Annotated in this window: 23 protein-coding genes; 13 read left to right on the top strand and 10 right to left on the bottom strand. The window is 62.6% G+C overall.

The window, feature by feature from the left end:
- Window positions 1–11: 11 nt before the first annotated feature.
- The 8 genes from J5N58_RS04510 to J5N58_RS04475 form a co-directional block, all read right to left on the bottom strand.
- Window positions 12–770, bottom strand: a complete 759-nt coding sequence (locus J5N58_RS04510; protein WP_113439251.1) for an ABC transporter ATP-binding protein — start codon at window positions 768–770, stop codon at window positions 12–14.
- Window positions 767–1,600 (bottom strand): ABC transporter ATP-binding protein, encoded by an 834-nt coding sequence (locus J5N58_RS04505; RefSeq protein ID WP_113340819.1) that lies wholly within the window; start codon window positions 1,598–1,600, stop codon window positions 767–769. Before J5N58_RS04505 ends, J5N58_RS04510 begins: the two co-directional genes overlap by 4 nt.
- Window positions 1,597–2,529 carry an ABC transporter permease gene (locus J5N58_RS04500; RefSeq protein WP_112829312.1) on the bottom strand — a complete coding sequence of 311 codons (933 nt, stop codon included), beginning with the start codon at window positions 2,527–2,529 and terminating at the stop codon, window positions 1,597–1,599. The genes J5N58_RS04505 and J5N58_RS04500 overlap by 4 nt, the downstream gene beginning before the upstream one ends.
- Window positions 2,526–3,593 (bottom strand): ABC transporter permease, encoded by a 1,068-nt coding sequence (locus tag J5N58_RS04495; RefSeq protein WP_244709852.1) that lies wholly within the window; start codon window positions 3,591–3,593, stop codon window positions 2,526–2,528. The genes J5N58_RS04500 and J5N58_RS04495 overlap by 4 nt, the downstream gene beginning before the upstream one ends.
- Before the next feature lie 6 nt (window positions 3,594–3,599).
- Window positions 3,600–5,240, bottom strand: a complete 1,641-nt coding sequence (locus J5N58_RS04490) for an ABC transporter substrate-binding protein (RefSeq protein ID WP_112829310.1) — start codon at window positions 5,238–5,240, stop codon at window positions 3,600–3,602.
- Between the two features lie 49 nt (window positions 5,241–5,289).
- Window positions 5,290–6,345: a dipeptidase gene (locus tag J5N58_RS04485; protein ID WP_113439253.1), complete on the bottom strand. Its 1,056-nt coding sequence runs from the start codon at window positions 6,343–6,345 to the stop codon at window positions 5,290–5,292.
- Window positions 6,346–6,553: 208 nt separating this feature from the next.
- Complete coding sequence (locus J5N58_RS04480) at window positions 6,554–7,978, bottom strand: amidase (RefSeq protein ID WP_113443304.1); 1,425 nt, start codon at window positions 7,976–7,978, stop codon at window positions 6,554–6,556.
- Window positions 7,979–8,032: 54 nt separating this feature from the next.
- The gene (locus J5N58_RS04475; protein WP_113443305.1) at window positions 8,033–8,242 is read right to left on the bottom strand and encodes a hypothetical protein; all 210 of its coding nucleotides are present in this window, start codon (window positions 8,240–8,242) and stop codon (window positions 8,033–8,035) included.
- Between the two features lie 158 nt (window positions 8,243–8,400).
- Between J5N58_RS04475 and J5N58_RS04470 the strand changes: the two genes are divergently transcribed.
- From J5N58_RS04470 to J5N58_RS04420, 11 genes are all read left to right on the top strand, one after another.
- Window positions 8,401–9,501, top strand: a complete 1,101-nt coding sequence (locus tag J5N58_RS04470) for an ABC transporter ATP-binding protein (protein ID WP_113438097.1) — start codon at window positions 8,401–8,403, stop codon at window positions 9,499–9,501.
- Window positions 9,502–9,503: 2 nt separating this feature from the next.
- Window positions 9,504–10,424, top strand: coding sequence for an ABC transporter permease (locus J5N58_RS04465; protein ID WP_112829305.1), 921 nt, complete (start codon window positions 9,504–9,506; stop codon window positions 10,422–10,424).
- Window positions 10,417–11,226, top strand: coding sequence for an ABC transporter permease (locus tag J5N58_RS04460; protein ID WP_113447718.1), 810 nt, complete (start codon window positions 10,417–10,419; stop codon window positions 11,224–11,226). The genes J5N58_RS04465 and J5N58_RS04460 overlap by 8 nt, the downstream gene beginning before the upstream one ends.
- Before the next feature lie 17 nt (window positions 11,227–11,243).
- Window positions 11,244–12,278: an extracellular solute-binding protein gene (locus J5N58_RS04455; protein WP_113340828.1), complete on the top strand. Its 1,035-nt coding sequence runs from the start codon at window positions 11,244–11,246 to the stop codon at window positions 12,276–12,278.
- 73 nt (window positions 12,279–12,351) lie between these two features.
- Window positions 12,352–13,533 carry a serine hydrolase domain-containing protein gene (locus J5N58_RS04450; RefSeq protein WP_244709850.1) on the top strand — a complete coding sequence of 394 codons (1,182 nt, stop codon included), beginning with the start codon at window positions 12,352–12,354 and terminating at the stop codon, window positions 13,531–13,533.
- 22 nt (window positions 13,534–13,555) lie between these two features.
- The gene (locus J5N58_RS04445) at window positions 13,556–15,229 is read left to right on the top strand and encodes an amidohydrolase (RefSeq protein WP_112829301.1); all 1,674 of its coding nucleotides are present in this window, start codon (window positions 13,556–13,558) and stop codon (window positions 15,227–15,229) included.
- A gap of 72 nt (window positions 15,230–15,301) precedes the next feature.
- A complete protein-coding gene (locus J5N58_RS04440; protein WP_244709847.1) occupies window positions 15,302–16,975 on the top strand; it encodes an amidohydrolase in 1,674 nt (557 codons plus the stop codon).
- Window positions 16,976–16,982: 7 nt separating this feature from the next.
- Window positions 16,983–17,660: a TetR/AcrR family transcriptional regulator gene (locus J5N58_RS04435; protein WP_113443310.1), complete on the top strand. Its 678-nt coding sequence runs from the start codon at window positions 16,983–16,985 to the stop codon at window positions 17,658–17,660.
- A 196-nt stretch (window positions 17,661–17,856) separates the two neighbouring features.
- Window positions 17,857–19,014 carry a CaiB/BaiF CoA transferase family protein gene (locus J5N58_RS04430; RefSeq protein ID WP_244709845.1) on the top strand — a complete coding sequence of 386 codons (1,158 nt, stop codon included), beginning with the start codon at window positions 17,857–17,859 and terminating at the stop codon, window positions 19,012–19,014.
- Window positions 19,014–20,150, top strand: coding sequence for an ABC transporter substrate-binding protein (locus J5N58_RS04425; protein WP_113443312.1), 1,137 nt, complete (start codon window positions 19,014–19,016; stop codon window positions 20,148–20,150). The genes J5N58_RS04430 and J5N58_RS04425 overlap by 1 nt, the downstream gene beginning before the upstream one ends.
- Window positions 20,151–20,221: 71 nt before the next feature.
- Window positions 20,222–20,560, top strand: coding sequence for a YnfA family protein (locus J5N58_RS04420; RefSeq protein WP_244709843.1), 339 nt, complete (start codon window positions 20,222–20,224; stop codon window positions 20,558–20,560).
- Window positions 20,561–20,593: 33 nt separating this feature from the next.
- On the opposite strand, the gene J5N58_RS04415 is transcribed toward J5N58_RS04420, so the two are convergent.
- Window positions 20,594–21,427 carry an amidohydrolase family protein gene (locus tag J5N58_RS04415; RefSeq protein WP_244709841.1) on the bottom strand — a complete coding sequence of 278 codons (834 nt, stop codon included), beginning with the start codon at window positions 21,425–21,427 and terminating at the stop codon, window positions 20,594–20,596.
- A gap of 75 nt (window positions 21,428–21,502) precedes the next feature.
- Window positions 21,503–22,291: an IclR family transcriptional regulator gene (locus tag J5N58_RS04410; protein ID WP_113340836.1), complete on the bottom strand. Its 789-nt coding sequence runs from the start codon at window positions 22,289–22,291 to the stop codon at window positions 21,503–21,505.
- A gap of 149 nt (window positions 22,292–22,440) precedes the next feature.
- Here J5N58_RS04410 and J5N58_RS04405 point away from each other — a divergent pair, with 149 nt between their 5' ends.
- Together J5N58_RS04405 and J5N58_RS04400 are read left to right on the top strand one after the other, a co-directional pair.
- Window positions 22,441–23,757 carry a type 2 periplasmic-binding domain-containing protein gene (locus J5N58_RS04405; protein WP_244709838.1) on the top strand — a complete coding sequence of 439 codons (1,317 nt, stop codon included), beginning with the start codon at window positions 22,441–22,443 and terminating at the stop codon, window positions 23,755–23,757.
- Between the two features lie 244 nt (window positions 23,758–24,001).
- On the top strand, window positions 24,002–24,898 hold the full coding sequence (locus J5N58_RS04400) for a carbohydrate ABC transporter permease (RefSeq protein WP_112829292.1): 897 nt from the start codon (window positions 24,002–24,004) through the stop codon (window positions 24,896–24,898).

Below are 24,898 nucleotides of genomic sequence, written 5' to 3'. Positions count from 1 at the left end.
GTCCCGCTAAACTAGGCTTCGTGACGGACAAAGCCTTCGCTCGCCACCATCAGCTTGCGGGTGTAATCGGTCGCGACATCGTGGCGGCGCAGCTGCTCGACGCTCAGCGTCTCCACCACCTTGCCGGACTTCATCACGGCGAGACGCTCGCACATATGGCTGATTACCGCGAGATCATGGCTGACCATGACGAAGGTCAGGCCACGATCCTTGCGGGCCTGTTCCAGGAGGTTCAGGATTTCCGCCTGGATCGAGGCGTCGAGCGCAGACGTCGGTTCGTCGAGCAGCAGGATCTTCGGCTCGAGGATCAGCGCGCGCGCAATCGCGATCCGCTGTCGCTGGCCGCCGGAAAGCTGGTGCGAGAAGCGGAAGCGGAAACCGGACCCCAGCCCCACCTCGTCGAGCGCACGCTCGATGCGGGCTTCCGTATCGGTGAAACCGTGGATCGCGAGCGGCTCCAGCAGCAAGCGGTCGACGGTCTGGCGCGGGTGCAGGGAACCGTACGGGTCCTGGAACACCATCTGCACCGTGCGATAGAACTCGTGATCCCGCCGCCAGCCGGAATAGGCCCGGCCATTGACTTCGAGGCTGCCGCTTTCGAAGCGGTTCAGCCCCGCGACGGCCCTGAGCAAAGTCGACTTGCCCGAACCGGATTCCCCGACGATGCCGAAGGACTCGCCCACCGGAATTTCGAGGCTGACCGTATCGAGCGCCCGGAATTCGTCGAAGGTCACGACCATGTTGCGAATGGAAAGTGCCGATACCGTCATAGCCTCCACTCCGCCTGACGCTCCAGAACCGGAAGTGGATGCCGGTCGCCCTCGATCTTCGGAAGACAGTTGAGAAGCCCCCTCGTATAGGGATGCTGCGCCTCGGAAAGCCGCGACGCCGCCAGTTCCTCCACCACCTTGCCGGCATACATGACCAGCACGCGATCGCAGAAGGAGGAAACGAGACGCAGATCGTGCGAAATGAAGACCAGCCCCATGCCGCGTTCGACCACCAGCTTGTCGAGAATGGCCAGCACTTCGAGCTGCACCGTCACGTCGAGCGCGGAGGTCGGTTCGTCGGCAATCAGCAGTTCCGGACCGCAGACCAGCATCATGGCGATCATGATGCGCTGGCCCATGCCGCCGGACACCTCGTGCGGATAAAGGTTGAACACGCGCTCCGGATCGCGGATCTGCACCGCTTCAAGCATGGCGAGAGCGCGCGCTTTGGCCTCGGAGCGGGAGACCTTCTCATGGGTCTTCAGCGTCTCCATGATCTGCCGGCCGATCGGCATGACCGGGTTCAGTGAGTATTTCGGGTCCTGCAGGATCATCGCGATCTTCTTGCCGCGCAGCCTGCGCCGCTCGGACGCCTGCATTTTGAGAAGATCGGCCTCCCCGAAGGCGAGGCGGTCGGCGGTGATGTTCGCGTGCTTCGGCGTCAGGCCCATGATCGCCCGGCCGGTCTGCGACTTGCCGGAACCGGATTCGCCGACAATGCCCAGCCGTTCGCGGCCGAGCGTGAAGTTCACCCCGCGCACGGCCTCGACCATGCCGGTCCGGGTTGGAAAGCTGACCCGGAGATTCTCGACGGTAAGCAGTGGCGTCACTGTCCCGCCTCCTTCGGATCGAGCGCATCGCGCAGGCCGTCGCCGAGCAGGTTGAAACCGAGGCTGACGACGAGAATGGCAAAACCCGGCATGCCCGCGACCCACCACTGGTCGAGGATGAAGCGACGGCCGGAAGCGATCATCGCGCCCCATTCCGGCAGCGGCGGCTGCGCGCCGAGACCGAGGAAGCCGAGACCGGCCGCCGTCAGGATGATGCCGGCCATGTCGAGCGTCACGCGCACGATCAGCGACGAGATGCAGAGCGGCATGATGTGGAAGAACACGATGCGCATCGGCGACGCGCCCATCAGCCGGACCGCGGAGATGTAATCCGAATTGCGGAAGGTCATCGTCTCGGCCCGCGCGATGCGGGCGTAAGGCGGCCATGAGGTGATCGCGATGGCAAGCACCGCGTTCTCGATGCCGGGACCGAGCGCAGCGACAAGCGCCAGCGCCAGAACGAGCTTCGGAAAGGCGAGGAAGATGTCGGTGGTCCGCATCAGCACGCCATCCACCCAGCCGCCGGCATAGCCGGAAACCGTCCCGACGATAAGGCCGATCGGCGCGGCGATGATGGCGACAAGCACGACGACGAAGAGCGTCAGCCGCGAGCCGTGGATGAGGCGCGAAAGGATATCGCGTCCCTGGTCGTCGGTTCCGAGCAGATAGCCTCCCGAACCCGGCGGCAGCAGCCGCGCGCCGCGGAGGTCCCCCTGGATCGGCGAATGCGGCGCCAGCACATCGGCGAAAACGGCGACGAGCAGCAGCGCGATGATGATGCCGAGACCGAGCACGGCCAGCCGGTTAGCCGAAAACTGCCGCCAGATCACATAGAGCCGGCCGAGCCGGGCCTGACGGCGTGATTGCGGCCGGTCGGACAACAGCCATTGCCTGAGGGTCGGTTTTGCAGTCATGTCGTTTGCGGTCATCGGCTGCGGGTCCTCGGATCGAGAATGCGATAGAGAACGTCCGACAGGATGTTGATGGCGATGAAGACGGAACCGATGATGATCGTCCCGCCAAGCACGGCATTCATGTCGGCATTCTGCAGCGAATTGGTGATGTAAAGGCCAAGCCCCGGCCAGGAGAAGATCGTTTCCGTCAGCACCGAGCCTTCGAGAAGCCCGGCATAGGAAAGCGCGATCACGGTAATCAGCGGCACCGCCGCGTTTCTGAGCGCGTGGAACCAGATGATCCGGGTCTCGGAAAGCCCCTTGGCGCGGGCGGCGACGATATATTCCTGCGACAGCTCGTTCAGCATGAAGCTGCGCGTCATGCGGCTGATATAGGCGAGCGAAAAATAGCCGAGCAACGCGCCGGGGAGGATGATGTGGCGGAACACGTCCCGAAAGACGTCCCACTGCCTCTGCATGGCGGAATCCAGCAGGAAGAAGCCGGTCACGGGCGTAAACGAATACTCGTAGACGATGTCCACGCGGCCCGGATAGGCCACCCATTTGAGCTTGGCGTAGAAGAGCACCAGAGCCAGAAGACCGAGCCAGAAGATCGGCACGGAATAGCCGATCAGCCCGATGATCCGCACGATCTGGTCGGCGAAGCTGCCACGCTTGACGGCGGCGAGAACACCGAGCGGCACGCCGAAAAAGGCGCCGATCAGGGTGCCGACCGTGGCAAGCTCGATGGTTGCCGGAAAGACGCGGCGGATATCGGTCATCACCGGATTGGTGGTCAGCACCGACGTCCCGAAGTCACCCGTCAGCGCCTGACGAATGTAAATGACGAACTGCTTGTAGAGGGGAAGGTTGAGCCCGAGCTCTTCCCGCACCCGCTCGACGACATGAGCCGGAGCACGGTCGCCGACAATCGCCAGCGCCGGATCGATCGGCACGACGCGGCCGATGAAGAAGGTCACGGCGAGCAGGCCGAGATAGGTCGTCACCACGGTCAGCAGGAACCGCAGCAACGAGAAGACGAGCGCCGAGGCGCGGGCGCCGGAGCGCCGCGCCTCGATCTTTGTTTCTATCAGGGCCAAGGGAGCTTAGTCCTTGGAGACGGTATAGACGAAGTTGGTGTCGAAGCTCGGGCCGAGCTTGAAGCCCTTGAGCTTGTCGGAATAGCCGGCAACCTCGATCTGCTGGAACAGCATGACGAAGGGACCTTTGGCGAGGACTTCCTTCTGCAGGTCTTCGTAGATCGCCGCACGCTTGGCCGAATCCTTCTCAAGGAGGGCGGCCTGCGTCTTGACGGTCAGATCCTTCGGGTCCCAGGCATTGCGCCATGCCAGCGTCTTGTTCTTGCCTTCGTCGGAATTGTCCGGGTTGAAGGTGAAGGTCTCGGCGTTGGAGTTCGGATCGAAATAGTCCGAGCCCCACTGGCCGATATAGATATCGTGCTGGCGGGCACGGTACTTGGTCAGCGTCTGCTTACCGTCGCCCGGAATAATTTCCAGCTTGATGCCGGCCTGGGCAAGCGTCTGCTGGACGTTTTCGGCGATGCCGGTCACCGGCTGCGTGTTGCGCACGTCCATGGTGACGGTGAAGCCGTCGGCAAGGCCGGCCTTCGCCAGCAGTTCCTTGGCCTTGGCAACGTCGAGCTTGTAAGGCTTGTCTTCGAGCGCACCGAGCTGGCCGGCGGGCAGGAAGGTCTGGTGAATGCTGCCAATGCCCTTGATGAGGGTTTCGCCGATCGCATCGTAGTCGACGAGATACTTGAAGGCCTCGATGACCTCGGGTTTCGCCAGCTTCTCGTTCTTCTGGTTGAGGCTGAAGTAATAGAGCGTGCCCTTCGGCGCGGACGTCGTTGCGATACCTTCCTTCTTGGTCACGGCGTCGAGGTCGCCGGGCTCGAGGTTGCGCGCAACGTCGATGTCGCCGTTTTCAAGGGCGAGGCGCTGGCCGGAACTTTCCTTCATGTGGCGATAGATGACGCGGGCGAGCTTCGGCTTTTCGCCGAAGAAATTGTCGTTCCGCTCCAGCACCACGACTTCGTTGGCACGCCATTCGCGGATCTTGAACGGACCGGACCCGGCATAGCCGGTCTTCAGATATTCGTTGCCGAAGTCGGTATCGTACTTGTATTCGTCGGTCGGCGTCACCGGCTTGGCGTTTTCCATCACCAGCTTCTTGTCGACGACAGAGGCAACGGTGGAGGTCAGCACGTTGAGCACGAAGCTCGGTGCATAGGCCTTGTCGACTGTCAACACGAAGGTGGTTTCGTCGGCGGCCTTCGCCTTTTCGGTGATGTTGTCGCCGGTGAGGCCGAACTGGGTCAGCAGGAATGCCGGGGACTTGTCGAGCTTGACGGCGCGTTCGAAGGAGAAGGCGACGTCTTCGGCGGTGATCGGGTTGCCGGAGGCGAATTTCAGGCCCGGTTTCAGCTTGAATGTATAGGTCAGGCCGTCATCGGAAATCGTCCAGCTATCGGCCAGCTCGCCGACGACCTTCGACGTGTCGTTCATGTCGAGATTGACGAGCTTCGAATAGGTGTTGGCCGTGACTTCGGCGGTCGAAAGCTCGAAGGCCTCGCCCGGATCGAGCGTGATGATATCGTCAAAGGCAAAGCCCTCGACCAGCGTGTCGGCGGGCGTGACTGCAAAAGCCTGCGGTGCTGCCGCCAGCAGCAAGGCCATCGCCGCGCTGGTCGTCATCAGGCGCATACGCCTGCTCAGCGAATTCATCATCGTAGTATCCCCTGTTTGTTAGGTTGGTGCCCTTCGGGCAACCGCTGGCTTATTCGTGCCAGGCGGATGCCAGAACCCTCAGCCAGTTTTCCCGGCAGATTTTTTTCAACTCCTCGTCAGCGTATCCGGCGGCTTTCAGGGCCGCAACCAGTTTCTGGTTGCCGGCCGCATCGGCGATATCGGCAGGAACGGTCGCCCCGTCGAAGTCGGAACCGAGCGCCACGCAATCGATGCCCATGCGGTTCACGAGATGGTCGATGTGACGGATCATGTCGGAAAGCGGCGTCTTGGCATCGTCGCGCGCATCGTCGCGCAGCATGGTCACGGCATAATTCAGGCCGACGAGACCGCGGCTTTCCTTGATCGCGTCGAGCTGCTTGTCGGTCAGGTTGCGCGCCACCGGCGTCAGTACATGGGCATTCGAATGGCTGGCGATCAGCGGCTGGTCGCTGACCTTCGCCACGTCCCAGAACCCCTTTTCGGTGATGTGGGCGAGATCGACCAGGATGCCCATCCGGTTGCAGGCCTTGACCAGCTCGAAGCCGAGATCGGTGAGCCCCGGCCCTGTGTCGGGAGACATGGGAAAAGCAAACGGCACGCCGTGACCGAAGATGTTGTTGCGGCTCCAGACCGGCCCGAGCGAACGCAGGCCGGCGGCATGGAAGGTTTCCAGCGCGTCGAGATCGTCATCGATGGCCTCGCAGCCTTCCATGTGCATGACGGCGGCGAAGATACCCTCTTCCATGGCCCTGCGGATTTCCGCGGTCGAACGGCAGAGACGCCACGCACCCGCCCGGTCGAGACGCAATGCGATCGACGCCATGTCGAGCGCGATGTCGAGCGAGGGCTGGCGCTGCAGCGGCGCTTCGAGAGGGGTCGCATAATGCCCTTTCTCGTCCGGCTCCTTCAGAACGAAATCGCCACCCGTCGAGGGGATGTAGATGGCACAGAGGCCGCCGGCCAATCCGCCCGCCTTGGCGCGGGGGCCATCGATATGTCCCTCGCTGGTGCCGTTGCGGAACTCGGCGACCGGATCGGTCCCATTTGCTCGGCTCCGCCAGAGCCTCAGCAGGACGTCATTATGTCCGTCGAACACCAGTTCCATCGAAAAGCACCTGTAATTACAAAACCTTGACGAAGCGATCGTCGTCGAACCATTTCACCGTAGCAAGCCGTCGGCGCCGCTTCAGCTATCTGATATATTAATGGTTGGACCAAAATCCCGGCGTGTTCAAGTACAAAAAAAGATTGCGAACAACACCGCCGTTCATCGACAGCCAGACGCGAAACGAGGGCTGGAGACGCACGAAACCTCATTCAAGAGAAGGTTTCCTGCAAAGCCAGTCGGTTGCCCGCGCATAGGCCTGGGCCAAATCCAGAACCGCGGCATCGGCGCGCGGCCGCCCGACGATCTGAATGCCTGCAGGCAATCCGCCCGGCCCGAAACCGGCCGGCATGGCCGCAACTGGCAAACCGGCCATGCTGGGTCCGATCACCACCTCCATCCAGCGATGATAGGTATCCATCTTCCGCCCATCGATTTCGCGCGGCCATGGAATATCGGCATCGAAGGGAAACACCTGCGCGGCCGGCAGGACCAGGTAGTCGTGACGTTCGAAAAGCCGCAGCATCGTCTGGTACCAGGCCGTCCTGACGGACGATGCCTCATAGATATCGTCGGCGGTCACCTTGAGGCCGGTGCGGATCTCGAACAGGATTTCGGGTTTGAGAAGCGCGCGTTCGGCCGGGTTCTCGTAGTGGCTGCGAAGCGACCCGGCCGTCAGCCAGCCGCGCAGCGTCGTCCACGCCCACCACAGGCGTTCCATGTCGAAATCCGGGAGAACCTCGCTGACCCGGCATCCCATCCGCTCGAAAACCGGAAGTGTTGCCCGGCAAAGTTCCAGCACGCCGGGCTCGAACGGCAGGTATCCGCCGAAATCGCCGAGCCAGCCGACCCGGAGCCCCTTCGGATCGAAATCCGCGCGAAGCCGCACAGGCTCCTCGGGAAACGACAGCGGATCACGACCGTCATGGCCGGACTGAACGTTGAGGAGCGCGGCAGCGTCAGCGACGCTGCGCGCCATCGGCCCGAGAACCGAAAGCTGGTTCATGTAGGCATCCTTGCCCGGCAGGCCGGGAATGCGCCCGAAACTCGGCCTGAAGCCGACGACGTTGTTGAACGCCGCAGGATTGCGCAGCGACCCCATCATGTCGCTGCCGTCGGCCACCGGCACGAGCCTTGCGGCAAGCGCCGCCCCTGCCCCGCCGCTCGAACCGCCGGCGCTCCTCGCGGTGTCATAGGGATTGCGCGTCACGCCGAAGATCGGATTGTAAGAGTGCGATCCGAAGCCCCATTCCGGCGTATTGGTCTTGCCGATCACGATTGCCCCGGCGCGTCTGATCCGCTCCACCTGGATATCGTCGAAATCCGGCACGAAATTCCTGTAGATCGGAGAACCGTAGGTGCAGGTTATGCCCTTCGCTTCGCTCAGATCCTTGATCGCGAACGGCATGCCATGCAGCCATCCGTGCGAGCGCCCTGCGGCAAGCTCCCGGTCCCGCTCGCGCGCATCGGCCAAGAGGTCTGCGGGCTGCCTGAGGCTGACGATGGCATTGATCTGCGGATTGAGCCGCTGAATGCGCTCGAGAACCCGTTCCATCGCCTCTTCGCAGGTGATGCGCTTCTGGTGGATGGCTCGGGAAAGCGACAGGGCATCGAGGTCGGCGGGATCGGTCACGTCATCATTCCAGGCTTGAGGATGCGGCCATCAGAAGCGCTTGCGCAGCATCCGTCAAGGATTGCCGATGGCAGCGACCGGTGGAGTGAAGGCGACGGCGGAAAAATCTCCACAAGGCCTGAAATAAAAATGGTCAATCGACCAATTTTGAGGCAACATGCCGAAATCCTGCCCGTTCACGGCAGGATCGCCGAGACCGGAACGATGGGAGCGCTCCGCGGCGAAAAGGAGGAAAATGGCGAGAGTCCGGGCCGTGAAGGTCAAGGGACGTGCCCAAGGGGAGGATTCCGGATGCATTTCAGGGCGTGGCACGCTTATTGCGTCGATGTCTGGGGTCGGTAAGCGCAGGGCGGCAGCCTTGCCGCATGCCGGCTGAAGTGAAACAGTGCCGGAAAATTCCACCTAAAAACCGGGGATATTTCTTGAGTTCGACATCGAAGAAGGCCGCGATCGAAATCCGCGGGGTAAGCCGGCTCTACGGCGCCGGAAACGCACAGGTCACCGCCCTTGGCGGAGTCTTTCTCACCATTCAGGAAAATGAATTCTTCACGTTGCTCGGCCCCTCCGGTTGCGGCAAGACCACGCTTCTGAGGCTGATCGCCGGCTTCGATTTTCCGACCTCCGGCGAGATCCTGCTGCATGGCGAGGACATCGCGCCGCTGCCCCCCTTCAAGCGCCCGGTCAACACCGTCTTCCAGTCCTACGCGCTCTTTCCGCACATGACGGTTGCGGAAAACATCGCCTTCGGCCTGAAGATGCTCGGACGCCCTGCCGACGAGATCAGGACGCGGGTCGCCGAAATGCTGGAACTCGTGCACATGACGCCGATGCGCGACCGTCAGGTCAGCCAGATTTCCGGCGGCCAGCAGCAGCGCGTGGCGCTCGCCCGCGCGCTTGCTCCCAAACCGAAGGTGCTGCTGCTCGACGAACCGCTTTCGGCGCTCGACTACAAGCTGCGCAAGGAAATGCAGATCGAGTTGAAGCGCGTGCAGGCCGAAACCGGCATCACCTTCATCTTCGTCACCCATGACCAGGAGGAAGCGCTGACCATGTCCGACCGCATCGCGGTCATGTCGGCCGGCTCCGTCCGTCAGGTGGGTAGCCCCTGGGAGATCTACGATCATCCGGCCGAGCGTTTCGTCGCCAACTTCATCGGCGAGACGAATTTCCTCGAGGTCGAGGTGGTTTCCATCGAAGGCACGAGCGCCAGGGTACGTCTGCGTTCCGGCAAGGAGATCCCCGCGACCTTCCCCGAACAGACGAGCCCGAGCGGCAAGGTGACGATCGTGATACGCCCGGAACATGCGGCGCTGATGGAACCGACCGCCGATGCGACGCTCTCCGGCGTGGTCGAAAGTATCGTCTATCTCGGCACGGATACGGCCATCAACGTCCGCCTCGACGGAGGCTCGCTGTTCACCGTGCGCCAGCAGAACAGCCGCAGCGGCCCGTGCGGCTATAGCGAAGGCCAGACCGTCGGCATCAAGCTCAGCGACGATGTCGCGCAGATCCTGAAGGACTGAGGATGAGCGGAGCACAGCAAGCAGCCGAAAATGCCAGACGGCGGGATATCCGCAACCGCTGGCTTCTCAGCGCCCCGGCGCTTCTGATTATCGGTCTGGCCGGCGTCGGCCCGCTCTTCATCGTCCTCGTCTATTCCTTCCTTGCCCCCGGCAATTACGGCGATGTGAAATGGGAATTCTCGACCGAGGCCTGGTTCAACGTGTTCCTGCAAAGGGACATCTTCGATAACACCCTGTCCCTCGCCGATGCCCATGTCAGCATTCTCTGGCGCTCGATCAAGCTGGCGTTGGCGACCACGGTCCTGTCGCTGATCCTCGGCTTCCCGACCGCCTACTTCATTGCCAGCCGGCCGGCGAGTTATCGTCAGGTCTGGCTGTTCCTGATTACCATTCCCTTCTGGACCAACATGCTGATCCGCGGTTTCGCCATTCAGGAAATGATCCGCAACGAAGGCCTGGTGAACACGGTCCTGATGAAGCTCGGGGTAATCTCCGCGCCGATCCAGATGCTCTACACCGACTTCGCCATCCTGCTCGGCATGGCCTATGTGCACCTGCCGCTGATGGTACTGCCGCTTTATGCCAGCATGGAAAAGCTGGATTTCCGTCTCGTCGAGGCCGGTTACGATCTCTATGCAACGCGCTTCCAGGTGTTGCGACGCATCATCATTCCGCTGGTGAAGCCCGGCATCATCGCCGGTTCGATCCTCGTCTTCATCCCGGCGCTGTCGTCCTACGTCATCCCGCGCATCCTCGGCGGCGGCAAGAACCTGATGATCGGCAACCTGATCGAGCTGCAGTTCGGCCAGGGCCGCAACTGGCCGCTCGGCGCCTCGCTGTCGATCACGCTGGTCATCATCGTGCTCGCCGCCATGCTCTACTACGTGAAGAACGCCGGAAAGACGGGAGGCGGCCATGCGTAATCGCTTCGATATCCGGGTACAGCCGGGCTTCGCCACCATCGCGATGCTCTGCTTCTTCATCCTCTATCTGCCGATCGCCACGCTGGTCGTCTATGCCTTCAACTCAGGTTCGTCCATCGCCCGATGGGAAGGGTTCTCGCTCCAGTGGTTCGCGGCGGCCTGGAACAATACCCAAGTGATAGAGGCCTCGATCCGCTCGGTCGAGATCGCCACCTTCGCCGCCGTGATCGCGACCGCCGTCGCCACGCTTGCGGCCATCGCCACGACCCGGACGGAGGCCTATCGCGGCCTCACCTTCAAATATTCCTTCATCAACATGCCGCTGATGGTGCCGGAAATCGTCACCGCGGTGGCGCTGCTCATCCTCTTCTCGCGCATCAAGGTCTGGACCGGCTATTCCGGCCTCGGCTATCTCATCATTGCGCATACGGCTTTCTGCGTGCCGTTCGCCTACCTTCCGATCAGGGCGCGCCTCGAAAACATGGATCTTTCGCTGGAGCGCGCCGCCGCCGATCTCTATGCGACGCCGTTCAAGGCCTTCCGCTACATCACGCTGCCCCTGCTCTGGCCGGGCATCCTGGCCGGCCTCATGCTTGCCTTCGTCATCTCCCTCGATGACGTGGTCATTACGGAATTCGTGAAATCCGGCGGTCAGGACACCCTCCCGACCTACATGCTGGGCCAGTTGCGCCGGTCCATCACGCCGGAGATGAATGCCATCTCGACAGTGTTTCTGCTGCTGTCGCTGGCGGTTGTCACGATCTTCTTCTTCCTCAGCAGACCCAACGAAAAAACCGAGTGAACACAGGAGTGGGAACCATGAAGCATACCCTGAAGCTTGCCGCCAGCCTGGTGGCCCTGATGGCCTCCGCGGCGATCGCCCACGCGGAAGGCGAACTCAACATCTACAACTGGGGCAACTACACCAACCCCGAACTCATCAAGAAGTTCGAGGAGACCTACAAGGTCAAGGTCACGCTCACCGACTACGACAGCAACGACACCGCGCTCGCCAAGATCCGCCAGGGCGGCCATGGCTTCGACATCGTGGTTCCCTCGGCCAGCGCCCTGCCGATCTTCATCAACGAAGGGCTGCTGCTGGAATCCCGTCCCGACCAGATGGAGAACTTCAAGAACGTCGATCCGCAGTGGGTTGACGTGCCGTTCGATCCGGGCCGCCACTACTCGGTTCCGTGGCAGTGGGGCACGACCGGCATCGCCGTCGACAAGTCGGTCTATTCCGGCGACCCGAACACGTCCGCGATCTTCCTCGACCCGCCGCCGGAACTGGTCGGCAAGGTCAACGTCGTTCCGGAAATGTCCGATGTCATGCACATGGTCGTCACCTATGCCGGCGGCGAGCCCTGCACCGGCGACCTGACCGTTCTGAAGAAGGCCCGCGACCTGCTGGTCGCCGCCAAGCCGAAGTGGATCTCCATGGACTACGGCACGGTCGAAAAATACACCAAGGGCGACCTCGCCGCTTCGGTCGACTGGAATGGCGCCACCTTCCGCGGCCGCCTCGCCAATCCGAACATCGTCTACGGCTATCCCAAGGAAGGCTACCCGATCTGGATGGACAACGCCACCATCCTGAAGGACGCCAAGAACGTTGAAAACGCCAAGCTCTTCCTCAACTTCATCATGGACCCGCAGAACGCCGCCATGATCTCCTCCTTCGCGCGCTATGCAAACGGCATCAAGGGTTCTGAAGCCTATATGCCGGAAGACATGAAGACCGCGCCTGAAGTCAACATTCCGGATTCGGCCAAGGCAGCCGGCAAGTTCAACCTCGCCTGCGCTCCGGAAGTTCAGGAACTCTACACCAAGATCTGGACCGAAGTTCAGAAGTAAGTCTGTCCATATCGATGCCTGCATCAAGACGGGGGAGCCTTCACGGCTCTCCCGTTTCAGGGAAGTGTTTTTCATGACCACGGAATTCAACAGTGCCCATGGCTTCGAGCGCCGCGACGTGACGCTCGCCAACTGGCGCACCGCTCCTTTCAGCCGCTGGAGCTTCCAGAACCTGCGCGAGATCGTGCCGACAGCAGAGATCCGCGCGACGGCAGAGCAGCCGGAAACGACGCTTGAAAGCGCGCCCCTGCTGGACGCACCGCTGGACACCGGCATTGCCGACGCAAAGACGCCCCGCGCCTTTCTCGATTATGCCCATACCGATGCCTTCGTGATGATGAAGGGCGGGCGGATTATCGCCGAACATTACGCACCGCATTGCCACGTCAATGCCCGCCATATCGTCTTTTCCATCTCGAAATCGCTGACCGCCCTCGTCTCCGGCATCCTCGAAGGGCAAGGCGCAATCGACCCTGACCGCCCGGTCACCGACTATCTCCCCGAGGCGAAAGGTTCTGTTTACGGCGACTGCAGCTTCCGTGACGTGCTGGACATGCGCGTCAGCCTCGATTTCGAGGAAGCCTATCTCGACAGGATGGGCGCCTTTGCCCGCTATCGCCGCGCGACACTGTGGAATCCTGCAGAAGCCGGCACACCGACCGAAACCCTTCTGGAATTCCTGCTGACGCTGAAGAAGGCCGACCGCGCCCATGGCGGACGCTTCTACTATGCCTCGCCCAATTCCGACCTGCTCGGCATCCTGATCGAGCGCGCCAGCGGCCGCCGCTATGCCGACCTTTTCTCCGACCTGTTGTGGAAGCCGCTCGGCGCGAAGAACCATGCGTTGGTCAGCGTCGATGCAGCAGGTTCGGCGCGTTCGGCCGGCGGCGTCTGCGTGACGGCCCGCGATCTTGCCCGTATCGGCCAGATGCTGCTCGATGGCGGCACGGCGGGTGGCCGGCAGGTCGTGCCCGCCGCATGGGTCGAGGACATGAAGACTGCCGGCGATCCGGAAGCCTGGAAACAGGCCGGCCCGACCTTCCTGCCCAACGGCCGCTACCGCAGCAAGTGGTACCAGTCCGGCGAGGCCGACGGCGCATTTTGTGCAATCGGCATCCACGGCCAATGGCTCTATGTCGATCCCTCGACCGAAACCGTCATCGTCAAGCTCTCGTCGCAACCCAACCCGCTGGACGACGAACTGAAGCACGACAACTTCGCCTTCTTCCGCGCCATGTGCCGTGCGGCGGCCTGAAGCCTCAATCTGGATAAAAGACATGACTAAAACCGCAGACATCATCATCACGAACGCCAGGGTCCTCACCATGGACAGCGACAGCCCGAAGGCGGAAGCCGTCGCGCTTTCCGGCAACAGGGTTCTCGCCGTTGGCACCACGTCGGAGATCGAGGCCCTTGCCACCGCTTCGACGAAAATCGTTGATGCCGGCGGCGCGACGGTGATGCCGGGCTTCAACGAAGCCCATATGCACATCTTCCCCGGCTCCGTCTCTCTTCGCCAGCTCAACCTCCACGGCGTCGAAGGCTTCGAGGCGCTGAAGGCTGCCATGCTGGAATATGCCGCCGCCAATCCGGACGAGCCCCTTCTGATGGGCTTTTCCGCCGACTATTCGATCATCGGCCTCAACCAGCCGGTCACCCGCCAGCATCTCGACGCCATCATCCCCGACCGTCCCTTCATGATGTTCGCGCCCGACCATCACACCGCCTGGGCCAACACTGCCGCGCTGGAAAAGGCGGGCCTGCTTAACGGCAAGGATGTCGGCGTCGGCAACGAAGTGGTGATGGGTGAAGACGGACTGGCCAGCGGCGAACTGCGCGAAGGCAACGCCTTCGGTCCCGTCGCGGCGCTGGCCTCGACAGGCGGCCGCGAAGAACTCGGCATGGTGACCGGCATGGACCCGGAAAACGTCACGCCCGAGCAATACGCGCTCGACCGCGCCATCCTGAAGAACGGTCTCGAATACTGCGCCTCCTGGGGCGTCACCTCGATCCAGAATTTCGACGGCAACCACTACCAGCTCCGCATCATGCGCGATCTGGAACAGTCCGGCGAATTGCCCGTCCGCATCCGCATTCCCTTCCACATGAAGAATTTCATGGACCTTTCGGAGCTGGACAAGGCCGCCGAATGGAAGAAGGAATTCGCCACCGACATGCTGCGTGGCGATTTCGTCAAGGTGTTCATGGATGGCGTGATCGACAGCCAGACGGCCTACATGCTCGATGGTTATGGTGATCGCCCGGGTTATACCTACGAGCCACTGTTCACGCCTGAAGTTTTCGATGCCATCGCCATCAAGGCTGACGGGCTGGGCCTGCAGATCGCCGTGCATGCGATCGGCAGCGCCGCAATCCGCCAGACGCTTGACGGCTTTGAGGCTGCGCTCAAGGCAAACGGCAAGCAGGACCATCGCCACCGCATCGAGCATATCGAGGTGATCCATCCCGACGATATCCCGCGCTTCAGGGAACTCGGCGTCGTCGCCTCGATGCAGCCCGTGCATTATCCGGGCGGCACATGCTTCCCGCCCGAACCGACCACGGCAAGGATCGGCGAGGATCGCTGGCCCTATGCCTATGCATGGCGGACGATGAAGGACGCTGGCGCGACGGTCGTTTTCGCATCCGACTGGCCGGTCTCCCCGGTCTCGCCCTTCCAGTGCATCCAGGATGCGCTTACCCGCAAGCCGTGGAAGGACGGGCTGCCCGATCAGCGCTTCACGCTGGAGGAATCGCTCGAAGCCTACACCTCCATCGGCGCATGGGTGGAATTTGCCGAAGACCGAAAGGGCAAGCTGAAACCCGGCTTCCTCGCCGACGTTGTCATCCTCTCCCACGATATCGAACGCGTCCCGGCCGACGAGATAATGGCAACCGTTCGCGCGGTGACCACGATCTGCGACGGACGCATCGTCTATCAAGCGGCCTGACCAGCTTCTGCCGCCCACCAGCCGGGCGGCAGAAGCCCGCCCCGACCGACCATTTCAACGGACGAGCCACCCATGACCGAGACAGCCGACCTCATCATTCACAATGCCCGCATCCTCACCATGGACGACGAAAGCCCGCGGGCCGAAGCCATCGCCATTGCGGGAAACAGGATCTTGGCCATCGGCGGTAATGCCGAAATCCTGCCGCTCGCGAAGGCGGGCGCGCGGATCATCGACGCCGGCGGCGCGACCGTCCTGCCCGGCTTCAACGAAGCCCACATGCATATCTTCGGCGGCTCGGTCGGGCTGGGCGAACTTTCCCTCTTCAAGGTGCAGGGTTTCGAGGCGCTGAAGAACGCCATCCAGACCTATGCCGCCGCCAGTCCCGATCTTCCGCTGCTGGTCGCGCAATATGCCGACTACACCGTGATTTCGGAGGAAGAGCGCGTCACCCGCCACCATCTCGACCGCATCGTTCCCGACCGCCCCTTCCTGATGTTCTCGCCGGATCATCACACGGCCTGGGCGAACACGATTGCACTGGAAAAGGCGGGTATCCTGCACGGCCGCGATGTCGGCGTCGGCAACGAGATCGTCATGGGCGAAAACGGACTGGCGACGGGAGAACTGCGCGAAACCAACGCCATTCGTCCGGTTTCCAGCATGAGCGCGACGGGCGGCCGTGAGGGATTGGGCGTCGGAACCGGCGGCGATCCGGAGCACGTGACGCCGGAGGAACGCGCCGGCGACATCGCGGTCATCAAGCGCGGCCTTGCCTATTGCGCCTCTCTCGGCATCACCTCGTTCCAGAACATGGACGGCAGCCTCTACCAGCTCGAAATGCTGCAGGAGATCGAGGACACCGAGGGGCTACCGGTCCGCGTCCGCATGCCGTTCCACATGAAGAACTTCATGCCGCTCTCCCATCTGGAGGAAAAGGCGGCTGTCTGGCGCAAACGTTTCGACACCGACAAGCTGCGGTGCAACTTCGTCAAGATGTTCATGGATGGCGTCACGGAAGGCGAAACCGCCGTCTTCGTCGACGACTACAGCCACAAGCCCGGCTGGAAGGGCGAGCCGCTGTTTTCCGCCGGGCATTTCAATTCCATTGCGGTCGAAGCCGACAGGCTTGGCCTGCCGGTCGCGGTGCATGCGATCGGCGACGGCGCGGTCCGCATGGTGCTCGACGGCTACGAGGCCGCCATCGAAGCGAACGGCAAACGCGACAGCCGCAACCGCATCGAGCATATCGAGGTCGTCCATCCCGACGATATCCCGCGCTTTGCCAGGCTCGGCACCGTCGCCTCGATGCAGCCGACCCATCCGCCGGGCTCGGCCGGCCTGCCGCTTGAACCCTACCTCACCTATATCGGCCGCGAACGCTGGCCCTACGCCTTCGCCTGGAAGGCGCTGGTAGACGCCGGCGCGAAGATCGTCTTCGCCACCGACTGGCCCGTCTCGCCGCTTGCGCCCCTGAGCTGCATCGGCGACGCGATGACCCGCAAGCCCTGGGCTGAGGATATGCCCGACCATCGCCTTTCCCTGATGGAAACCCTTGCCGCCTATACCCGCACAAGTGCCTGGGTAGAATTCATGGAAGACCGAAAGGGCAAGTTGAAAGAAGGCTTCCTCGCCGATATCGTCGTTCTTTCCGGCGATATCGAAGCATGCCCGGCCACAGAAATCGCAGCCCTCAAGCCGGTGGCGACCATCTGCGACGGCCGCATCACCTACGAGGCACCCTGACGAGGACATGAAAGACGACAGCAGACAATCGGCCGGAACTCCCGCGGCCGGAACTCCCGCGGCAAGAAGTCCCGGTGCGACGAAGAAGGGGATAGAAACCCGCGCACGCATCATCAGGGGCGCGATCGAGGCGGTGGAAAGCGAAGGCATGGAATCGCTGACCACCCGCAAGATCGCGGCGCGCGCCGGCGTGCAGCTCGCCACGCTACACTACTATTTCGACAGCAAGGAAAGCCTGATGCTGGCGGTCCTTGAAGATCTCGTCACAGACATGGGCACGCGCTACACCAGCTCGGTGAACAGCACCGACATGGACGACCGTATTGCCCAGCTCATCCGGCTGATCTGGCGCTATATCGGCGAGAACCCCAACCGGGAAATTTCCCAGATCGAACTGACGATCTATGCCCTGCGGACCCAGGGTTCCGAATGGCTCGCCGCCAAGCAGTACAACACCTACATCGATTTCTACAGCCAGTTCATCTTCCGTAACAGCGACATACCGGAGCCCGAACGGACCCGCATCGCCAATGCCGTCACCCGCTTCATGCTAATCGGGATCGACGGGCTGATCCTGCAGAACTTCGCGCTCGGTGACACCGCCGTTGCCGCCGAGAGCGTGGAAGCGCTGATCTTCACCACCCAGGCCTATCTGAAAAAGCTGATCGCCGAAGCGGCGGCCTGACCCCTCATGGCACCGCGCTGCAAGCGTGATCCCCGGCCCGGCCGACCGGCCGGGGCGGCGCCCCCGAGCGCCCCGATGACGGAGGGCGCAAAATCGGGCTTGCAAGGAATACCCATATGTGAAAGATAAATTCAAATAAGAATTGCGACGATATTGGGTCGTCATTCATGCGTCCGGCGTCTGGGAGGAGATTGACATGCAGGATGAAGCAGGCCCGCTGCTCGGGGGGCTGACCGTGATCGATATGAGCCAGTTCCTGTCGGGGCCTTACTGTTCGCTCCGCCTGCTCGACCTCGGCGCGCGCGTCATCAAGATCGAGCGGCCGGATGGCGGTGATCTTTCCCGTCGCCTCTATCTCTCGGATACCGAGGTCGGCGGCGATTCCACGCTCTTCCATGCCATCAACCGCGGCAAGGAGAGCCTCGGGATCGACCTGAAGAACCCTGAGGATCTTGCCTTCCTGCGCAAGCTGCTCGGCAGCGCGGATGTCATGATCCAAAACTTCCGCCCCGGTGTGATCGAACGCCTCGGGCTCGACTACCAGGCGGTGAAGGCCATCAATCCGAGGATCGTCTATGCCTCGATCAGCGGCTATGGCGAAGAGGGACCTTGGGTCATGCGTCCGGGCCAGGACCTGCTTGCGCAAGCCCGCTCCGGCGTGATGTGGCTGAACGGCGACGAGGGCCAGGGACCGGTGCCGCTTGGCCTCTCCATCGCCGACATGCTGGCCGGCGCCAATACCTGCCAGGCCATCCTCGCCGCCCTCGTGCGCCGCGGCGTTTCGGGCAAGGGCGCGCATGTGCAGACCAGCCTTCTGGAAAGCCTTGTCGATCTCCAGTTCGAGCTTCTGACCACCCACCTGAACGACGGACGCCGCCTTCCGAAGCGCGCCTCCTTCCGCAATGCCAACGCCTATCTCTCCGCGCCCTACGGCGTCTATCCGGCCAAGGACGGCTATCTCGCCATCGCCATGACCCCGATCGGCCGCCTGCAGGATCTTCTCGGCATCGACGCCTTGGCCCCCTTCCGCGACGATCCGAAATCGTGGTTCACCCGCCGCGACGAGATCAAGAGGATCATCGCCGACCGCATCGCGACCGAGACCGTGGAACACTGGCTCGCCATTCTCGAACCCGCCGACATCTGGTGCTCGAAGGTCATGGAATGGCCGGAGCTTCTGGAGAGCGAGGGTTTCCGCCTGCTCGACATGCTGCAGACGGTCACACGCGAGGACGATGTCGCGATCGGCACCACCCGCTGCCCGGTTCGCATCGACGGCAAGCGTCCCCATGGCGGCCGCGGGGCGCCGCTGGTCGGGGAACACACGGCGAAGATCAGGGCGGAGTTCGCCTGATGGCCATCACCCTGAAGGGCATGACCTGGAGCCATCCCCGCGGCTACGACCCGATGGTGGCCTGCTCCGCCGACTGGCTGGAAAAAACCGGCGTGACGGTCGAGTGGAACAAGCGGTCTCTGCAGGATTTCGAGAGCTTTCCGGTGGAGGAACTTGCCCGCAGCTACGACCTGATCGTCATCGATCACCCCCATGTCGGGCAGATCACCGCGGAGAACTGCCTCGCCCCGCTGGACCGGCCGGAGCGGCAGGCCGAATTCGAGGCGTTGGCGGCAGGCTCGGTTGGCGCCTCCTTCCCGAGCTACCACTGGCAGGGCCATCAATGGGCCTTCCCCATCGACGCCGCAACGCAGGTGCTCGCATGGCGGCCCGACCGGCTGGAGGCTCCGCCGGCCAAATGGGAAGACGTGCTGCATCTGGCCCGTCGCGGCGCCGTGCTCCTGCCGCTACGCCCGCCCCATTCGCTGATGAGCTTCTTCACCCTTTGCGGCCAGCTCGGACGCCCCTGCTCCGTCGACAGGGACACGCCCTTTGCAGACCGCGAGACCGGCAGCAAAGCGCTGGAAATGATCCGTGAACTGGCGAGCCTGATCGATCCGGCCTGCCTGACAATGGACCCCATCGCAGTCCTTGACACCATGGGCGACACAAACTCACCCGTTGCCGCCTCACCGCTCATCTACGGCTATGTCAGCTATTCGCTGGCCGGCTTCCGCCCCGCCCGCATCGCCTTTGCCGACATGCCAACCGTCTCAGGCAGCGACCCCAGAGGCTCCGCGCTGGGCGGCACCGGCATCGCGGTTTCGGCCTTTTCCAAGAACCGGCAGGCCGCAATCGATTTCGCCTACTGGATCGCGGGAGGTCCGGTGCAGGCGGACGGCTACTGGCGCTCGGGAGGCCAGCCCGGCCATGCCGCCGGGTGGGAAGACGATGGTGCAAATGCCGCCACGCTCGACTTCTACCGCGCCACCCGCCGCACGCTGGAGGGCGCGTGGCTCCGGCCCCGGCATGACGGCTACATGCCGTTCCAGGAAGAAGCGTCCCATATCGTCAACAACGCGGTCACCGGCGCGATGTCCATCGACACGGCGATCGGGCAACTGAATGACGGCTTCGTGAAGAGTTTCCGGGGATAGCCCGGAGCCGCACTCTGGATCGGCAACTCCATCGATGTCACCATGAACGGGTTCGTTTCATGGTGACATCAATGCATCCGATCTTGTCCACCGGCGCCATTTACGCCGCTGCCGCCTTCTGCGAAATCGCCGGCTGTTTTACCTTCTGGGCCTGGTTGAAACTGTCGAAATCCATCGTCTGGCTGGCGCCGGGTACGGTCCTTCTCATCGCCTTCGCCTCGCTGCTGACGCTGGTGCCGAGCGAAGCCGCGGGCCGCGCCTATGCCGCCTATGGCGGCGTCTATATCCTCGCCTCGCTGGTGTGGCTGTGGCTGATCGAGGGGCAGATACCGGATCGCTGGGACGTTACCGGCTCGCTGCTGGCGCTTGCCGGCGCCGCCGTCATCCTGTTTGCCCCTCGCGCCGCCTGACCCGAATTTGGGGCGGATTTCGGCCGGATAAGGTCAGATCTTCCAGAGCGTGCGGGCATTTCCCGAGAGAACCCGTGCCTTCTCATCGGGGCTGACGCCGGAAAGCAGGGCATGGGTCGCGCCCACCCAGGTCGAGAGACCGCCACCCAGCGTGCAGACGGGCCAGTCGCTGCCCCAGACCATGCGGTCGAAGCCGAAGCTTTCCGCCACATGGGCGAAGTAAGGTTTCAGGTCTTCCAGCGTCCAGCTCTCCGCTCCATAGGCCGGCAGGCCGGACAGTTTGACCGTCACATTCGCTCTGCGCGCAAGCTCCGCAACCGGCCCCTTCCACACGGCAAAGCCGCCGCCCTTGATGTCGGGCACGCCGCAATGATCGAGCACGAAAGAGACATCCGGAGCGAGATCGGCAAGCGCCGCGGCCTTGTCCAGTTGATGCGGCAGAACGCAGATGTCGAAAACCAGCCCGGTACCTGAGAGACGCCGGATATTCTCGCGAAACAGCGCGCCTTCGGAAAGATCGTCCGGCATCACATGCAGCACGCGGCGAAACCCTCGCACGAAGCGATTGCCGCGCACCCGCTCGAGATAGGCGGGGAAATCCGCCGATTCGGGCCGACAGGCGGCAATCGCCCCGGCAAGCTGGCTTCCCTCGGTGGTGGCAAGGCGCTCGATCATCGCCGTTTCGGCCTCGATGTCCTCCTCCGCCACGTCCACTTCCATGTGCAGGCTCGCCGAAATTCCGAGACGGCGGGCCTCCTGCAGATAGGTGTCATAGGTGAAATCGGCATCGAGCGGCGGCACGCCGGCCAGCCACGGATAGGAAAGCTGCGCCCGGTAGATCAGGTGCAGATGGGTGTCGACGATCATCCGGGCCTCCTCCACGAAATCACGGAAGAACCTGCCACAGAAAAATCAGCTATTCAAATACGAATTTTTAAGCCACTAACCCTCAGCCTTGAAGCCGGAACCGGTCATCTCCGAAAGCTTGCGGGTCGTCTCCAGCAGAAGGTGAATGGTGTTGGTGATATCCGGCGCGCCGGGTGTGTTTATCAGCGTGATATAGGGCACCGTCAGCGATGCGATCACCTTGCCGTCCGCCCCCAGAACGGGGGCGGAAAGGTTGATGACGCCCGCCGTCTGCGCGCTCGGCATCATCTCGTAGCCCCGCGCACGGATCTGGTCGAGCCGCGAGAGGAATTCCGGCGTGACCTTGTTGTGGTCGCCGCTGCTGCCGAGGTTTTCGGCGATCATCATCTCGCGCTCCTCCTTCGTGTGGAAGGCGAGCAGCACATGGCCGGAACCGGTGTCGAACAGGCTGATCCGCGAGCCGACGCGAATGGAAATGCCCCAGTAACCAGGCGCTTCCTGCTGAGCGATGACCACCGGATAGCCCCGGTCGAAGACGACGAGTTGGTTCGCCTGGCGGGACGCCTCCGCCAACTCGCGCATCAGCGGCACGGCGAAGGAAACGAGCCGACGCACCGGCGCATGAAGCTGGGCCAGCCCGAAAAGCTTCAGCGTCAATGCAAAGCGGTCCCCGTCGATGCGGGTCACGTAACCGCGCTTCACCAGCCGGTCGAGCATGCGGTAGAACTCGTTGGGGCTGCGGTCGAGGCGTTTGGAGATTTCGGCCTGTGTCAGCCCGCCATCGACGGCCGCCAGAAGCTCGAGAATATCCAGCCCCTTGTCCAGCGCCGGCGCGCGATAGCGGTCATTGTCGTCTTCGGTCACCACGCCCTCCCCTATGAATAGATTCATTCATATACGCAGAAACAGGCCTCCGCAACACTTTCAGCTTGACGCATCATAAATAAATGGTTTGTATATGAATGAAGCTCTCATGGGTGAGGGCTGAGGCGCAAGCCGAATGGGAGGAGAAAATGTCGAAATTTTGGACCGGCGTCGCAGCCGGCGCAATACTATGTGCGTGGGCGGGCGCGGTCTTCGCGGCCGACCTGCCTGGCAAGTTCGAAGGCGTCTCCATCGATGCCAAGCTGATCGGCGGTCAGCAGTACGAAGCCCTTTATGCCCGCATTGCCGAATGGGAGAAGGCGACGGGCGCCAAGGTCAACGTCATTTCCAAGAAGAACCATTTCGAGCTCGACAAGGAGATCAAGTCGGACATCGCCACCGGAAACATTTCCTGGTGCGTCGGTTCCAACCACTCCTCCTTCGCTCCCCAGTATCCCGATATCTACACCGATCTCTCCGCGCTCCTGCCCAAGGAAGAGATCGACGCCTTCGTTCCGGCGAATATCAAGGCCTCGACGCTCGATGGCAAGCTGGTCATGCTGCCGCGCGCCCAGTTCGACGTCTCGGCGCTTTACTACCAGAAGAGCCTCTATCAGGACGAAGCGAAGAAGAAGGCCTTCAAGGAAAAATACGGCTACGAGCTCGCGCCGCCGGATACCTGGCAGCAGGTCACCGATCAGGCGATCTTCTTCGCAAGCCCGCCGGATTTCTACGGCACGCAGTTCGCCGGCAAGGAAGAGGCGATCAACGGCCGCTTCTTCGAAATGCTGGTGGCCGAAGGCGGCGAATACCTCGACAAGGACGGCAAGCCGGCTTTCAATTCCGAGGCCGGCGTTCGCGCGCTCGACTGGTTCGTCAATCTCTACAAGGCCAAGGCCGTTCCGGCCGGCACCACCAACTATCTCTGGGATGATCTCGGCCAGGGTTTCGCTTCCGGCACCATCGCGGTCAATCTCGACTGGCCTGGCTGGGCATCCTTCTTCAACGACCCGAAGTCGTCCAAGGTCGCCGGCAATGTCGGCGTGAAGGTGCAGCCGGCGGGCTCTTCCGGCAAGCGCACCGGCTGGTCCGGCCACCATGGTTTCTCGGTCACCGAGAGTTGCGCCAACAAGGAAGCCGCCGCTTCGCTCGTCTGGTTCCTCACCAACGAGGACAGCCAGAAGCTCGAGGCCGCCGCAGGCCCGCTGCCGACGCGCACCGCCGTCTGGGATTGGGACATCAAGCAGGCCGAGAGCGATCCTTACAAGAAGGAGGTTCTGAGCGCCTTCCAGGAAGCGGCCAAGCATGCCTTCGCCGTTCCGCAGACGCCGTCGTGGATCGAGATCTCCAACGCCGTCTATCCGGAACTGCAGGCCGCCATCCTCGGCGACAAGTCCTCCAAGGACGCCCTCGACGCAGCCGCGAAGAAGGCGACCGAAATCCTTGAGGACGCCGGCGCGCTGTAAGGCTCGCACGCGGGATGGAATTGCCCCTCGCCCTGCCCCTCTCCCCGCAAGCGGGGAGAGGAAACGGACAGGTCGCAGCCTGTTCCTTCTCCCCGCCTGCGGGGGGAGAAGGTGCTGGCAGGCGGATGAGGGGCAAGGCCCAATCAACAGGCAGTCGGAACACAGCGGGGATCTCGCACGATGCAAAGCTCCGCCGCGCCGTCATCCGGACCACGTCTATTAAAGCATACAGGAGAGGCATTTCATGAAAGGCTGGAGACCACCGGCACCCGTCCTGCTTCTGCTGCCCGCATTCATCGTCCTGGCAGCCGTCGTCGTCATCCCTCTTCTGCTGTCGCTGTATTCGAGCTTTACCGCTTTCCGGCTCACCCAGCCGGCATCGCTCTACACGCTGGTCGGCTTCCGCAATTATCAGCGCATCCTGACCGATCTGGAGTTCTGGAGCGCCTTCGGCCGCACCGTCCTCCTGCTCACCGTCGCGCTTAACCTCGAAATGCTGCTCGGCCTCGGCCTCGCCATGCTGGTCGAGAAGGCGACGCAGGGTCAGCGCATCCTCAGAACCGTCATGATGTTTCCGATGATGTTCTCGCCGATCCTCGTCGGCTTCCAGTTCAAGTTCATGTTCAACGACAATATCGGCCTGATTAACAATGCGCTGCAGTCGCTCGGCCTCACCGATCAGGCGATCCCGTGGCTGATCGACGGACAGCTCGCCTTCTGGGCGATCCTGACCGCCGAAATCTGGTCGTCCACCTCGGTCTTCGCCATCCTGATCCTCGCCGGCCTGCTCGCCATGCCGAAGGAACCGATCGAGGCCGCCCGGGTCGATGGCTGCACGCCCTTCCAGACCTTCCGCTACGTCACCTGGCCCTTCATCATGCCCTTTGCCTATATCGCCATGACGATCCGCTCGCTGGACGTCGCCCGTGCCTACGATATCGTCAAGATCATGACCGATGGCGGCCCGGCCAAGCGCACGGAACTTCTCTGGACGCTCGTCGCCCGCACCGCCTATTCCGACGCCCGCATGGGGCTCGCCAATGCCATGGCCTATTTCGCCATCCTGCTGTCGATCCTCTTCACCGTCTATTTCTACCGGAAGCTGGCGGCAGCCCGCACCCAGATCGCTGCGGAGTGGTGA

Source organism: Paenirhizobium cremeum, from assembly GCF_022884085.1.
GTDB lineage: Bacteria > Pseudomonadota > Alphaproteobacteria > Rhizobiales > Rhizobiaceae > Allorhizobium > Allorhizobium cremeum.
Note: the sequence above shows the minus strand (reverse complement) of the source record. Positions and strands in the feature narration are given on the sequence as shown.

Excerpts from the sequence above, each read along its gene's own strand:
- J5N58_RS04510 (WP_113439251.1), bottom strand. The coding sequence starts at position 770 with ATGACGGTATCGGCACTTTCCATTCGCAACATGGTCGTGACCTTCGAC.
- J5N58_RS04500 (WP_112829312.1), bottom strand. The coding sequence starts at position 2,529 with ATGACCGCAAACGACATGACTGCAAAACCGACCCTCAGGCAATGGCTG.
- J5N58_RS04490 (WP_112829310.1), bottom strand. The coding sequence starts at position 5,240 with ATGATGAATTCGCTGAGCAGGCGTATGCGCCTGATGACGACCAGCGCG.
- J5N58_RS04485 (WP_113439253.1), bottom strand. The coding sequence starts at position 6,345 with ATGGAACTGGTGTTCGACGGACATAATGACGTCCTGCTGAGGCTCTGG.
- J5N58_RS04465 (WP_112829305.1), top strand. The coding sequence starts at position 9,504 with ATGAGCGGAGCACAGCAAGCAGCCGAAAATGCCAGACGGCGGGATATC.
- J5N58_RS04460 (WP_113447718.1), top strand. The coding sequence starts at position 10,417 with ATGCGTAATCGCTTCGATATCCGGGTACAGCCGGGCTTCGCCACCATC.
- J5N58_RS04455 (WP_113340828.1), top strand. The coding sequence starts at position 11,244 with ATGAAGCATACCCTGAAGCTTGCCGCCAGCCTGGTGGCCCTGATGGCC.
- J5N58_RS04450 (WP_244709850.1), top strand. The coding sequence starts at position 12,352 with ATGACCACGGAATTCAACAGTGCCCATGGCTTCGAGCGCCGCGACGTG.
- J5N58_RS04445 (WP_112829301.1), top strand. The coding sequence starts at position 13,556 with ATGACTAAAACCGCAGACATCATCATCACGAACGCCAGGGTCCTCACC.
- J5N58_RS04440 (WP_244709847.1), top strand. The coding sequence starts at position 15,302 with ATGACCGAGACAGCCGACCTCATCATTCACAATGCCCGCATCCTCACC.
- J5N58_RS04435 (WP_113443310.1), top strand. The coding sequence starts at position 16,983 with ATGAAAGACGACAGCAGACAATCGGCCGGAACTCCCGCGGCCGGAACT.
- J5N58_RS04430 (WP_244709845.1), top strand. The coding sequence starts at position 17,857 with ATGCAGGATGAAGCAGGCCCGCTGCTCGGGGGGCTGACCGTGATCGAT.
- J5N58_RS04425 (WP_113443312.1), top strand. The coding sequence starts at position 19,014 with ATGGCCATCACCCTGAAGGGCATGACCTGGAGCCATCCCCGCGGCTAC.
- J5N58_RS04420 (WP_244709843.1), top strand. The coding sequence starts at position 20,222 with ATGCATCCGATCTTGTCCACCGGCGCCATTTACGCCGCTGCCGCCTTC.
- J5N58_RS04415 (WP_244709841.1), bottom strand. The coding sequence starts at position 21,427 with ATGATCGTCGACACCCATCTGCACCTGATCTACCGGGCGCAGCTTTCC.
- J5N58_RS04405 (WP_244709838.1), top strand. The coding sequence starts at position 22,441 with ATGTCGAAATTTTGGACCGGCGTCGCAGCCGGCGCAATACTATGTGCG.
- J5N58_RS04400 (WP_112829292.1), top strand. The coding sequence starts at position 24,002 with ATGAAAGGCTGGAGACCACCGGCACCCGTCCTGCTTCTGCTGCCCGCA.